9 protein-coding genes are annotated in these 13,460 nt (G+C 39.3%); 3 read left to right on the top strand and 6 right to left on the bottom strand.

Annotation, left to right across the window (positions count from 1 at the left end):
• Positions 1–36: 36 nt before the first annotated feature.
• Entirely contained in the window at positions 37–1,536 is a 1,500-nt protein-coding gene (gene pitA, locus ABN236_RS13865) for an inorganic phosphate transporter PitA (RefSeq protein ID WP_088494216.1), read from the bottom strand.
• 309 nt (positions 1,537–1,845) lie between these two features.
• Here pitA and ABN236_RS13860 point away from each other — a divergent pair, with 309 nt between their 5' ends.
• Both ABN236_RS13860 and ABN236_RS13855 read left to right on the top strand, forming a co-directional pair.
• Positions 1,846–3,060 (top strand): BaiN/RdsA family NAD(P)/FAD-dependent oxidoreductase, encoded by a 1,215-nt coding sequence (locus ABN236_RS13860; RefSeq protein WP_349474252.1) that lies wholly within the window; start codon positions 1,846–1,848, stop codon positions 3,058–3,060.
• 603 nt (positions 3,061–3,663) lie between these two features.
• Positions 3,664–4,365, top strand: coding sequence for a pirin family protein (locus ABN236_RS13855; RefSeq protein ID WP_088494214.1), 702 nt, complete (start codon positions 3,664–3,666; stop codon positions 4,363–4,365).
• Positions 4,366–4,570: 205 nt separating this feature from the next.
• On the opposite strand, the gene pckA is transcribed toward ABN236_RS13855, so the two are convergent.
• The 4 genes from pckA to umoB all read right to left on the bottom strand — a co-directional run bounded on the left by pckA (position 4,571) and on the right by umoB (position 9,899).
• Positions 4,571–6,190, bottom strand: a complete 1,620-nt coding sequence (gene pckA / locus ABN236_RS13850) for a phosphoenolpyruvate carboxykinase (ATP) (protein WP_088494213.1) — start codon at positions 6,188–6,190, stop codon at positions 4,571–4,573.
• 204 nt (positions 6,191–6,394) lie between these two features.
• On the bottom strand, positions 6,395–7,279 hold the full coding sequence (gene hslO / locus ABN236_RS13845; RefSeq protein WP_194951482.1) for an Hsp33 family molecular chaperone HslO: 885 nt from the start codon (positions 7,277–7,279) through the stop codon (positions 6,395–6,397).
• A gap of 26 nt (positions 7,280–7,305) precedes the next feature.
• Positions 7,306–7,719, bottom strand: coding sequence for a ribosome-associated heat shock protein Hsp15 (hslR, locus tag ABN236_RS13840; protein WP_088494211.1), 414 nt, complete (start codon positions 7,717–7,719; stop codon positions 7,306–7,308).
• Positions 7,720–7,790: 71 nt separating this feature from the next.
• Positions 7,791–9,899: a flagellar biogenesis regulator UmoB gene (gene umoB / locus ABN236_RS13835; RefSeq protein ID WP_088494210.1), complete on the bottom strand. Its 2,109-nt coding sequence runs from the start codon at positions 9,897–9,899 to the stop codon at positions 7,791–7,793.
• A 353-nt stretch (positions 9,900–10,252) separates the two neighbouring features.
• On the opposite strand from umoB, the gene nudE reads away from it, so the two are divergent.
• Positions 10,253–10,804 carry an ADP compounds hydrolase NudE gene (gene nudE / locus ABN236_RS13830; RefSeq protein WP_088494209.1) on the top strand — a complete coding sequence of 184 codons (552 nt, stop codon included), beginning with the start codon at positions 10,253–10,255 and terminating at the stop codon, positions 10,802–10,804.
• A gap of 46 nt (positions 10,805–10,850) precedes the next feature.
• Here nudE and mrcA read toward each other — a convergent pair whose 3' ends face one another.
• Positions 10,851–13,385, bottom strand: coding sequence for a peptidoglycan glycosyltransferase/peptidoglycan DD-transpeptidase MrcA (gene mrcA, locus ABN236_RS13825; protein WP_349474251.1), 2,535 nt, complete (start codon positions 13,383–13,385; stop codon positions 10,851–10,853).
• Positions 13,386–13,460 lie beyond the last annotated feature (75 nt).

Below are 13,460 nucleotides of genomic sequence, written 5' to 3'. Positions count from 1 at the left end.
CACCGTTTATAAACAAACTTGGGTAAGTTACTGTTATCAGCTATTCACAATAAATGTCAGTGATATCCAATAAAGTAAACCTGATAAACCAATGCTAACTGGTAATGTTAAGATCCAAGCCAGTGCAATATTTTTCACTGTCTTCGTTTGAACACCACCACCATCAACAATCATGGTACCTGCAACTGCAGATGATAAAACTTGTGTTGTTGATACAGGCATACCCGTATAACTTGCTACACCAATGGAAACTGCTGCTGTTACCTGAGCAGAAACCCCTTGAGCGTAAGTCATACCTTTTTTACCAATCTTCTCACCAATTGTTACTGCAACGCGTTTCCAACCTACCATTGTCCCGATAGAGAGCGCTAATGCCACTGCGATAATGATCCAAATCGGAGCATATTCCACTGTGTTTAGCAGGTCACGACTCAATGTTTTTAAGAACCGTGCATCTTGGGCGCTAGTTTCTGGTAATTTAGCCACTTCTGTTGCGGTATCAGCGATACACATAAGTAATCGACGCATTTGAGCACGCTGGTCTGCTGTTAGCTCATCATAAGAGCTAATATTTGCAAGCATCTGTTCTGTTTGATTCAGAACAACTGGCGTTCTTGCGCTATTACAATGGAAATCTGTATCACTAGCATCAGCTTGTGCTGGTACTACTGGTGTATTCTCAATAGCATGTTGTAGTGCTGGCTGGTGTTTCTCATAATATTGTTGTAAGTGTACAACTGCATCATGAGTTTTGGTGATATCGTATCCGCTCGCACTCATATTGACGACAAAGCCCGCAGGCGCCACGCCAATTAATACCAACATGATAAGACCGATACCTTTCTGCCCATCATTTGCACCATGAGAGAAACTTACCCCAACTGCAGATAAAATCAGTGCAGTACGAGTCCAAAATGGTGGCTTACGCTTACCATCTTGCTTCTCACGTTCAGCTGGTGTCAGGTGAATACGACGACGTTTTTTCGTACCACTCCAGTAACGGCGCAGTAAGAAAATCATCGCGCCTGCAATAACCAAGCCGATAATTGGTGAAAGAATGAGAGATAGGAAGATACTGATCATTTTTGGTATGTTTAATGCGTCAACGATAGACGAATCTGTCACGATAGCATTTGTTAAACCAATACCAATGATAGCACCTATCAGCGTATGTGAACTTGATGCTGGAATACCGAAATACCATGTACCTAAGTTCCAGATAATGGCGGCTAACAGCAACGAGAAGACCATGGCAAGGCCATGAGCCGAGCTCACATTCAGCAGAAGATCTGTCGGTAACAAGTGAACGATAGCATAAGCTACGCTCAATCCACCGAGCAAAACTCCAAGGAAGTTAAATACACCCGCCATCACGACCGCAAATTGCGCACGCATAGCACGAGTATAGATAACAGTTGCTACCGCATTTGCGGTATCATGGAAGCCGTTAATAGCTTCATAAAATAGCACAAATAGCAGTGCTAAAACCAACATTAAACCTGTATGAAATTCTAGGTCAGTAAACAAATGTAGCATAGACGTTAAGCCAGTTAGTTGGACATGAACGCGGCGCATTATCAGCGACAAATGCGAACGGTGGAAGCGAAATTTAACCTTTTTTTGATTTGATAACCAAGAAAATCAGAGCCTTTTTAAGATAATTCCTTATATATCATTTAATTAATAAAAATAAAAAAAAAGTAAATTTCTGACAATTTTTTTCCTTGCTAATAAGAATTTAGGTGAAAAATGCAGATTTCTCCATATAATTTTACAAAAACACTCTGATCTTACGCGAAAATCATTGATTAAGTAGTCAGAGAAAACCAAGAACGAGACATCATTGTGGGATCATACGATACAGTAATTATAGGTGCAGGTGCCGCGGGGCTTTTTTGTGCGTCTTTAGCAGGACAAGCAGGATTATCTGTTTTAGTCCTTGATAATGGTAAAAAAGCAGGCCGTAAAATTCTAATGTCAGGTGGTGGGCGTTGTAACTTCACCAATATGTATATCGAACCTTCGGCATACTTATCAGAGAATCCACATTTCTGTAAGTCAGCACTTGCTCGCTATACACAATGGGATTTTATTGAGTTAGTGCAAAAACATAGCATTGCCTACCATGAAAAAACGCTAGGGCAGCTATTTTGTGATGATTCAGCACAACAAATTGTTGATTTATTACTCACTGAATGCCAAAAAGGGAAAGTAAGTGTTCGCTTACGTAGTGAAGTCACGCAAATAGAGAAAACAGATGTAGGCTTTGCTATTTTTGTTGATGGAAAAACTATTACGACGCCTTCGGTGGTTATTGCCAGTGGCGGACTTTCTATGCCCGGTTTAGGTGCCACTCCTTTTGGCTATAAAGTTGCAGAGCAATTTGGGCTTCCAGTTTTACCAACACGTGCAGGATTGGTTCCTTTTACATTGCATAAACCCCAACTTGAGCAATTAAGCCAGCTATCTGGCGTGGCTATACCTGCTATTGTGACGGCAAAGAATGGGACAAGTTTTAAAGAGAACATTCTTTTTACTCACCGCGGCCTTTCAGGACCGGCTATTTTGCAAATCTCTAATTATTGGCAACCAGGTGAGTATGTAAGTATTAACTTACTTCCAAATACTGATCTTGAAAGCTTTCTACAAGAAAAACGTCAAGAGCATCCGAATCAATCATTAAAAAATACGCTTTCTCGCTTATTACCAAAGCGCTTTATTGAAATAATGATAGAAAATAAACAGTTACCTGATATTTCTCTGACTCAACTTAGTAATGAACGTATTACGCAAATTGCAACGTTACTACAAGAATGGCAAGTTCAACCCAATGGTACTGAGGGATATCGTACCGCAGAAGTCACACTGGGTGGCGTAGATACTCGAACCCTATCCTCTAAAACAATGGAAGCCACAAAAGTAAAAGGACTCTATTTTATTGGAGAAGTAGTTGATGTGACGGGTTGGTTAGGTGGATATAACTTCCAATGGGCATGGAGTTCAGCTTATGCCTGTGCGCAGAACCTTATCTCAACATCCAAATCGACTTTTGTTGAGTAATAATGAATAAATCTGTAAATGTTAAAGTTATAAATATTAGTTTTATAATTCTTTAAACTTATAAGTCATACATAATAAAAACCAGCCATCATCAATCAGTGATGGCTTTTTCTTCTTGTATTTCTTGGTAGAGATCCAAAATACCTTATACCCTTTCCTTTTCTCTGGTTTTATGCCGCATTTTCTCTTCTTTTTCCTATAAATGACCCTATAAAGAATATTGTTAACTATTTGGTTATATTAATGTTTTAAAAAATTATTAAAATAAAATAACTCGTTAATCAGTGAGTTATGACTTTTTTGGCTCTTTTTTCTAATTTGCTTAAAAAAAGGACTTTACAAATGATACTGAGAACTATTATCATCAATAACGCTTTCAGATGCACCACCTTCAGGGTCATATGAAAGAACGACATTGCTCACATTGCTTCCAGTGTTTTACTTTAGCCAGCCGGGTGCTGGCTTTTTCTTTTCTAGAACTTATTCGATGTTTTTGTTTCCTCTTATTCAAATTATTTGAATTCTCAGGTTAAATTCCTCCGCTTTTTTACTTTGCGCTATTGAGTAAACTGTGTTCAACAACTTCAGAGAAGGAAACACATTATGATTTATCTACGCAAAGCAAATGAAAGAGGACACGCTAATCATGGTTGGCTAGATAGCTGGCATACCTTCTCTTTCGCAAATTATTACGATCGTGACTTTATGGGATTTTCTGCACTACGAGTTATTAATGAAGATCGCGTCATACCCGGTGAAGGATTTGGTACTCACCCACATAAAGATATGGAAATTTTAACCTATGTGCTTGAAGGTAATATCGAGCATAAAGACAGCATGGGTAATAAAGAAAATGTTCCTGCTGGTGAGTTTCAAATAATGAGTGCAGGTACAGGTATTACTCACTCAGAATATAATCCGAATAGTGATAAAGGACTGCATTTTTACCAGATTTGGATTATGCCAAATACCGTCGGTATCACACCACGTTACGATCAACGCCGTTTTGATACGACAGTAAACAAACAGCTTATTTTATCGCCAGATGCCCGTGATGGCTCTTTAAAAGTCTTTCAAGATATGACGTTATGGCGCTGGAACCTGAAAAAAGGTGAAGAAGCACAATATAAAGCCGAAGCAGGTCGCCATGTTTGGCTACAAGTTGTGAAAGGTAAAATAACGATTAATGACATTATTGCGACCACCAGTGATGGTGTGGCAATTGCTAATGAAGATATGATCCGTTTCGTTGGTGATGAAGATAGTGAAATCTTACTGTTTGACTTACCTCCTGTAACAGCATAGTTGGGCTATCACCCTCTAAAACCACTTTTTCTCTAATAAACTATTTCACTTTATTTTTCTATTCCCTGAAATCTTCTCGCATTTCAGGGATTTTTTTTATCTCAAAGATCTCAATAATAAAAAACACCAAAATCACATCCTATGAGTTTGGTGTTTTTATTCACGCTATGTTTTTATTCATACCATGTTTTTATACTAATAAAAATTAACGTTTTGGCCCAACTTTAGTCAATGCTTGACCTGCTGGGGTATCCGTATACTTATCGAAGTTTTTCACAAAGCGATCGGCAAGATCGTCTGCTTTAGTATCCCATTGTGTTTTATCAGCATAAGTATCACGAGGATCTAAGATTTCGCTGTTAACACCAGGCAATGCTGTTGGGATCTCTAAATCAAACACTGGTAATGTTTTCATCGGTGCTTTATCAATATCACCATTTAAGATGGCATCAATAATCGCGCGTGTATCTTTAATTGAAATACGCTTACCTGTACCGTTCCAACCTGTATTAACCAAGTAGGCTTTTGCACCAGATGCTTGCATACGTTTTACCAATACTTCAGCGTACTGTGTTGGATGCAAAGATAAGAATGCTGCACCAAAACAAGCAGAGAATGTTGGCGTTGGTTCTGTCACACCACGTTCAGTTCCCGCAAGTTTAGCAGTGAAACCTGATAAAAAGTGGTATTGCGTCTGTTCTGGTGTTAAACGTGAAACAGGAGGTAACACACCAAAAGCATCCGCTGTTAAGAAAATGACTTTCTTAGCGTGACCTGCTTTGGAAACGGGTTTAACGATATTGTCGATATGATAAATAGGATAAGAAACACGGGTATTTTCTGTTTTTGAGCCATCATCGAAATCAACAGAGCCGTCAGATAACACAACCACGTTTTCTAATAGTGCATCGCGTTTAATTGCACCATAGATATCGGGTTCGGCTTCTTTTGATAAGTGGATTGTTTTTGCGTAACAGCCACCCTCAAAGTTAAACACACCGTCATCATCCCAACCATGTTCATCATCACCAATTAGCTTACGCTTAGGATCGGTTGAAAGAGTTGTTTTACCTGTACCAGATAGACCAAAGAAAATAGCAACATCACCACTTTCGCCAACGTTTGCGGAGCAGTGCATAGAAGCCATACCTTTAAGAGGAAGGAAGTAGTTCATCATAGAGAACATACCTTTCTTCATCTCACCGCCGTACCAAGTACCACCAATTAACTGAATGCGTTCAGTTAAATTGAAAGCCACGAAGTTCTCTGAATTCAGACCTTGTGCCTTCCAATTTGGATTTGTACATTTCGCTCCGTTCATCACAATGAAGTCTGGTGTGAAATTTTCCAGCTCTTCTTGTTCAGGGCGAATAAACATATTTTTAACAAAATGCGCTTGCCAAGCAACTTCTGTGATAAAACGCACTTTTAAACGTGTATCCGCATTCGCACCACAAAACGCATCAACAACAAACAAACGTTTGCCTGATAGCTGATTAGTAACTAACGATTTTAAGTCAGCCCACACTTCTTGTGAAAGTGGCTTATTATCGTTCTTACCTTTACCCTGATCAGCCCACCATACGGTGTCACGAGTAACATCATCACGAACAATGTATTTATCTTTCGGAGAACGTCCAGTAAATATACCTGTATCAACGGCAATAGCGCCTAACGAGGTTAGAGTGCCTCGCTCGTAACCTGTTAATCCAGGCTTGGTTTCTTCATTAAATAACAGCTCGTAGCTTGGGTTATAAATGATTTCACTCGTGTCCTTAATACCGTACTGCTGGAGATCCTTAGGGGTAAGACCTTTAACGCTCATAGTTTCGCTCCTGATAAATAGACCTTTCTACGAATAATATTAAGGTGTTACGAGTAATTAACAGCGATTGTTATCAATATTTTGAAAATTTATAATTTTTTTATGTTAAGAACGAGAGCTAATGCACAAAACTAAAGAAATATTGTTGAATAAAAAAGGACGCAAAATAGCGTCCTTTGGATAAAATGGTCTTGCTAAATCGAATCAGTGCAATTCAGACCCATCCAACTTATTGATATTATTAATATCATTCTCTGTGAAGATGTAATGTGTTCCACAATATTCGCATTCCATATCAATATTTCCCTGTTCTTGCAACAGGTGGTTCACATCTTCTTTCGACAATGTTACTAATGTATTTTCACAACGTTCTCGCGAACAAGTGCAATGGAATTCAACAACTTGAGGATCATAAAGAGTGACATCTTCTTCGTGATATAAGCGATGTAAGATCTCTTTAGTATCTAGCGTAAATAGCTCTTCAGCCTTGATTGTATGTGTTAACTGTGTGAGCAATTCAAAATGTTCAGCCGTATGTTCTGCGGTGAACTCTTCTGATGCTGGCAATACTTGTAATAACATACCCGCTGCGGCTGGTTTGCCTGCTTGCGTACCACTGCGAATAAATACGCGTGTAGGTAACTGTTCTGATTGCTTAAAGTAGTTATCAATACAGGCTTCGATAGTTTCGCCATCAAGAGCAACAATCCCTTGATAACGTTCACCTTTCTCAGGTGTTACCGTGATGACCATAAAACCATTCCCGATCATCTCTTTTAAGCTACTACCTGCTTTAACATCATCCCCAATACGCGCAACACCACGCATTTGTTGATTGTTATTTCCATTGATCACTGCCAGTCGCACAGGACCATCACCTTGTATTTGAACCGTAATATCGCCTTCAAATTTAAGCGTAGCTGTTAACAAACTGGTAGCCACCAGCAAATCCCCCAGAAGGTGTTGAACTGGCTCAGGATAATGGTGATTTTCAAGCATTGATTGATAGGTTTCAGTCACATTGACCAATTCGCCACGTACCGCGTTTTTTTCAAATAAAAAACGTGATAAAGAGTCTTTTTTAGACATGATTTTCTCTCATTTCAGGGAATCGGTTAATCCGATTCTTGTAAATTTGTCTGTTTGAAGCGAAGTAAGGTGCGTCTTTCCTTTTTATCGGGACGACGTTCAGGATGAGGCATTGTTAACGCATTCATTTTTCTTGCTAGAGCAATTTTTTCTCTTTTAGCAATACTCTCTGGTGTTTCACAATAAAGTGCTTGTGCTTGCGTAGCACCTTGTCGCTGTGAGCTTACCATAAGAATGGTTACCGTCCGTTCATCATTACCTTGTCGTAGACGTATTTCAGCGCCCTCTTCAACGGTTTTACTTGGCTTGCCTCTCACACCATTGTAGTGAACTTTACCACCTTCAATCATTGTGCGAGCAATAGCGCGTGTTTTATAGAAACGTGCAGCCCAGAGCCATTTATCTAAACGGACGCCACTTTCTTGCGATGGTTGACTCATCCCTTTCTCCTTAACTTCAACTTCTTTATGAAGGCGATAGTGTAAACACATAGCCTTCCACAACAAGGGACTTACTGAGGAGGGCGATAAAAACAGTGCTCATAGTAGAGACTGATTTTATTCATGCGTTGGTTGTTTTGTCGCCGACGCCGGATGATAAGAAATAGGTTCAATATTAAGAACCCAATAGCGATAAACAATAATAACGTATTCCCGATGTAATATAACATCGTCATTGAATCTGGCAGGCTATGTAAAAATATCTGTAACGTACCATTCGCATCAACAACCATGCCAGTTATTACCCCACCTGTATCAAAAGGTGTATGCAATAAAATATCAGATAAACGTTGTAGTTCTCGCCACTGTTCTAACGGAGTAGGTTCAAACACAGAGTTTGAACTTGAAGCGTAATCAACAAGCTGTTTTCTTTCATCACTGATTAACAGCACCCCCCCCGGAGGAGGACTGTTTAACAGTATTGCGGCTTTATCTATTTCTCGGTAGATAAAAGAAGATGTGGTGGTGTCGATAAGCTTTTCCAAGGCCTCAGCACTTACTGCACGCAATAAAACATTGGTTCCAGTTAATTTACCACTTTCAGCTCGTTGAACTAATGCAGCCCAATCATTGACATTACTTAAGTTTACTAGCGCCATTTTAAGGCGAATACACTCGTTTTCTCTTGGGCATAAATCCTGTGTTTTCAACACAATGCCATCAAAATTATCTAATAGGTTCATCCCGGATTTAGTAATAGCTTGCCCTAAACTTGGGTTAACTCGGTTATTAGAAACAGGATGTAATTGCTCTTCAACCATATGCAATAAAGCAGCGGCTTTTTCTATCGTGCTCGATTCAGGCATTGGCATTGGATTACTGTTATTCCAGTAAATTCCCGAACAATCAAAAGGTGCAAAAATCGTTTTATTATTCTTACTTGATAAATTAGGTGGCATGTAACACATCCCAACCCCTTTCGCTTGAATAATATCTCCGACATGCAAATCAGTTGTTTCCAACTCGGTAAAATTGGTGACTAAGTGAGGTTCTGTATCTTTAAGCCATGAAAAACTGAGCTTCATTGAAAGAGAAAGTGGCTGATAGAGATACAACATGCCAATAATAAACAGGCTCCAGAAAACGAAGATAATATTTTTAATATAGCGTTTATATGGATAATTTTTTTCTTCATCATGCAATGAAAGGTAATTTCCTTGCTTTACAACATGATGACTTGGGTACATTTCTAAATAAGTCACCTTATCAATATCGCTTTGAATATAAGGCTCCCAATGAGGCGGATAAATGAGATCAATCCCCCCTAAAGAAACATTTTTTACCTGCCCATGATCAAAGTTACCAAAAAGCCCCCAGCGCTTTAAACGTCCTTTAAAGCAGTGGATTTCTTGTTTACGAGGTTTGATCAAAGGGTTGTGGATCAGAAAAACACCAATAGCAAGAAAAGCACTACCGGTCGCTAGTATCCAAGGAAGAAAAACTTGAGGCATCATTAAGGCTGTTAGGCACAACGTAAACCCTATACAAATAAAAGAACCATCCCAAAAACCAGATGAGTTATGTAATCGATATTCTTCGTTTGTTTCTTCTCGGATTTGTAATAAGTGAGCCGCATCACCTTCATTCTTTTGAATTGTTGATGAACCATTTGCCAATATTGGCTCAGAAAGCTGCTTTAAACTTAAAGCAGAAAAATGAATTTTTTCATCTTTTAAGAAATGACCATTCACACCCACAACGATGGGGATCGAGGGGGTGCAGACAACATCAAGAACGTTTTCTTGCTGAAGATAAGGAACAAGCAGTGGGGGAATATGAATTTCAACAGCATCAATATAGTAACGCCAATGATTTAATCCTTCACTAGAACCCGCAAAGCGATTAACGATATTTCTTAATGTAGTAACGACTTCGCCTTTAACTGGCATCTCGGGGAAGTTTTGTAATGAATAGCCAGAAGAGAAATCAGAGGTACCAAAATAAGATAAATAATCACTAATAAGCCCATAGTCATCAGAAGTGAGCTTGCGATAAGTAGGTTTAGCGAGGGATGGGAGATGATGTGAGCCATCAAGCCGCCTTCTTTTAAAGAATAGAAAGGCGGCCATTATAAATAGGCTTATCATCAAGATAGCCAATATAATGACTGATAATCTCATTTTTTCCCCATGCTTATACTGATGCTGCGTAGTAACAATAACAAATTTAAAACCCTGCCTAACATAAGGCAATTCCTATTCTTTTGTTCTATTTTTTATTTAAATACAATAGATTATATTTTTGCTGTCGCGTTATAATTTATATCTCTTATCAAGTTTATATCCGCTAACAACGCTATCTTCAGGTAAAATAGCGAATCAATAAATAATAATATTCTCAAAAAATCAATAAATAACTAGGTTGGATAGCGGAGTGTACTCAATTTTCCCTTAAAAGCTAAATCTAATTGTTAGATTTATTTTGTCATTAATGTGTTAAATTCAGGTTAATCTCTATTCTGCCAGGGACTGTTATGAAAGAACTTAAAAAACCCAATATATTAAACGTTGATAACATCGCCCGTTCTCGATTATTTCAGATCCAATCCGTTAATCTGGAGTTTAGTAACGGAGAAAAACGTACTTATGAGCGAATGAAACCAGCTAATCGTGAAGCCGTTATGATTGTTCCTATCATTGATGACAATCTTATTCTTATTCGTGAATACGCCGTTGGTATCGAAAATTACGATTTTGGTTTTCCCAAAGGCGCAATTGATCCCGGTGAAAATGCCCTACAAGCCGCAAACCGCGAACTAAAAGAAGAAATTGGCTATGGTGCCCATTCATTAATAGAACTTGCAAAGCTTTCTATGGCACCGTCTTACTTTTCTAGCAAAATGAACATTGTTATTGCGCATGACCTTTATCCAGAACAACTTGAAGGTGATGAACCTGAACCACTGTTCCAAATACGTTGGCCTATCGCAAAAATGATGGATTTACTCGACCATCCAGACTTCACAGAAGCTCGTAGCGTCAGTGCTCTCTTCTTAGCCCATCGCTATCTATTACAAAATAAGTAGATAATAAAAAACCGGACTTTGACATCCGGTTTTTATTTTCGATTAATTAGAATAACTCGTTAGACTCGCCATTATCCTCAAAAATCTGTGTTCCTACTTCATTTTTTGCTCTTTCTGTCGGTTGGGTTCCATCAATAAAATATTCTTTCATTGAAGAACCATCACCTGCCAGCTTTCCTGTTCTTCTATCAATTTGAACAGCGACGACACCTTTTGGTGCAGGCATCATATTAACTGGCACACCATCCAGAGCCACTTTCATAAAGTCGTTCCAAATAGGTTGTGCTGTTTTAGCACCCGCTTCACCGCCACTAGCAGCAGTTCGACCTAAATTGCGGCTACTATCATCAAAACCAATCCAAGCTGTGGCAACAATATTGGCACCATATCCAGAGAACCACGCATCTTTAGAGCTGTTTGTTGTTCCTGTCTTACCACCTATATCTTGGCGTTTAAGATCACGAACAGCACGCCAACCAGTACCAGACCATCCTGGTTCACCCACAAGGTTTGTTCTTAATGCATCATGCATTAAGTAAGCCAGTGGTGTGCTGATAACGTGTGGTGCATAAGGGCTTTCTTTTACAGTTTCAGCTAACGGTGCTTGCTCTAATTCAATTTCAGGCTCAGTTGTTTCAGGCTGAGATTTATTAGATTGAGCAACGTTTTCCATATAGTCATCTGATAACGCAATAGAACGCATTGTATCGCCGTAAATAACAGGGATATCTGTACAATCTGGGCAAGCTACTTTCGGTTTTGCAGTAAACAGCTCTTCACCATCAGCATTTTCAATACGTTGAATATAATAAGGCTCGATGAGATATCCGCCGTTTGCCATAACAGCAAACCCTCGTACCATTTGCATTGGCGTAAATGATGGTGAACCTAATGCTAAAGATTCTGTTCTATCAATATTTTGATTAGGGAAACCAAAACGCAATAGATAATCAGCGGCATAATCCACACCCATTGCGCGCATTGCTCGTACCATTACTACGTTTTTAGACTGACCTAAACCTTGGCGTAAACGAATAGGACCTGCATAAGTTGGCGGTGAGTTTTTAGGACGCCAATCTGTACCTGCACCAGCATCCCAACGGCTAATAGGTAAATCATTAAGTAGTGTCGATAACGTCAACCCTTTATCTAACGCCGCAGCATATAAGAAAGGTTTAATGTTTGAACCGACTTGGCGTAAAGATTGAGAAACACGGTTAAATTTACTGATCTCAAAATCAAAACCACCAACAAGCGCAATAATCCCTCCATTGATTGGATCTAATGCAACAAATGCTGCATTAACACCTGGAAGTTGCGCTAATACCCAACTGTTTTCGTTATTTTGACGTACCCAAATTTGCTCACCAACATGGACAACGGCATCAACTTTTGTCGGTGTTGCACCTTGAGAAGTGTCAGAAATAAATTTACGAGCCCAACGAACCGCTTTTAAATCTAGCGTAATGTTGTCGCCCGTTTTTAAGATAACTTTGGCTTCTTTAGCATCCGCAGATAACACAACCGCCGGAATTAAAGGACCATAAGTTTGGATCCCTTTTAATTTCTTGGTGATAGCTTCATTATCCCATGGCGTTTGCCCTTCACTCCATAAAACTTCTTGAGCACCTCGGTAACCATGACGCATATCGTAGTCGATAACATTGTCACGCAACGCTTTTTCTGCTGCTAGTTGATCTTTACGAACAACCGTAGTGTAGATTTTATAGCCATCAGTGTAAGCATTTTCACCATAGCGCTCATACATCTCCATTCTCACCATCTCTGTTAGATAAGGTGCGGAGAAATCAATTTGCGGTGCATGGTATTTAGCAACAATCGGCTCTGCCCTTGCACTTTCATACTGTGCACGAGTGATATAGTTCTCTTCATACATACGCTGTAAAACGACATTACGACGTTTTAAAGCACGATCATAAGAATAGAGCGGGTTAAGTGTTGATGGTGCTTTTGGTAAACCAGCAATCACTGCCATTTCATTTAGGCTAAGCTCATGAACACTCTTACCAAAGTAAACATAAGCCGCAGCACCCACACCGTAAGCACGGTTACCTAGATAAATTTTATTTAGATACAGCGCTAAAATTTCATCTTTAGTAAGCTCTTTCTCAATGCGGATCGCCAAAAAGGCTTCTTTAATTTTTCGCATTAATTTCTTTTCAGGTGTTAAAAAGAAATTTCGAGCTAGTTGTTGCGTGATGGTACTTGCGCCTTGAGAAGCTTGTCCTGATGTTAATGCCACGACAACAGCACGCGAGATCCCAATAGGGTCAATACCGTGATGCTCACGAAAACGCGTATCTTCTGTTGCAATAAAGGCATTAATAAGTTGAGGAGGCATCTCCTCCAATGTTAGCGGTAAACGACGTTTTTCACCGTATTGCGCGATCAACTCTCCGTCTGCACTAAATACCTGCATAGGGGTTTGTAAACGAACATCTTTTAATGTCGCGACATCGGGTAACTGAGGCTCAACATACTTATACATACCGTATATCGAGGCTGCTCCCAAAATTATGCAAGCAAAAACGAAGATGAAAAAATATTTTAAGAACTTCACCTTAAATTTCCCATGTAGTGTGAATTGGGCGGTTTATAAACAAACAGTGCGTAGTATAAAGGTAACGCCTCTTTG

Origin of the sequence: Proteus sp. fly-1013, assembly GCF_040140245.1 — a bacterium.
In the GTDB taxonomy this organism is placed as follows: domain Bacteria; phylum Pseudomonadota; class Gammaproteobacteria; order Enterobacterales; family Enterobacteriaceae; genus Proteus; species Proteus mirabilis_B.
Note: the sequence above shows the minus strand (reverse complement) of the source record. Positions and strands in the feature narration are given on the sequence as shown.

What these genes read in the sequence shown, in the direction of transcription:
- pckA (WP_088494213.1), bottom strand. Translation starts at nt 6,190, where the DNA reads ATGAGCGTTAAAGGTCTTACCCCTAAGGATCTCCAGCAGTACGGTATT.
- umoB (WP_088494210.1), bottom strand. Translation starts at nt 9,899, where the DNA reads ATGAGATTATCAGTCATTATATTGGCTATCTTGATGATAAGCCTATTT.
- ABN236_RS13855 (WP_088494214.1), top strand. Translation starts at nt 3,664, where the DNA reads ATGATTTATCTACGCAAAGCAAATGAAAGAGGACACGCTAATCATGGT.
- nudE (WP_088494209.1), top strand. Translation starts at nt 10,253, where the DNA reads ATGAAAGAACTTAAAAAACCCAATATATTAAACGTTGATAACATCGCC.
- hslO (WP_194951482.1), bottom strand. Translation starts at nt 7,279, where the DNA reads ATGTCTAAAAAAGACTCTTTATCACGTTTTTTATTTGAAAAAAACGCG.
- hslR (WP_088494211.1), bottom strand. Translation starts at nt 7,719, where the DNA reads ATGAGTCAACCATCGCAAGAAAGTGGCGTCCGTTTAGATAAATGGCTC.
- pitA (WP_088494216.1), bottom strand. Translation starts at nt 1,536, where the DNA reads ATGCTACATTTGTTTACTGACCTAGAATTTCATACAGGTTTAATGTTG.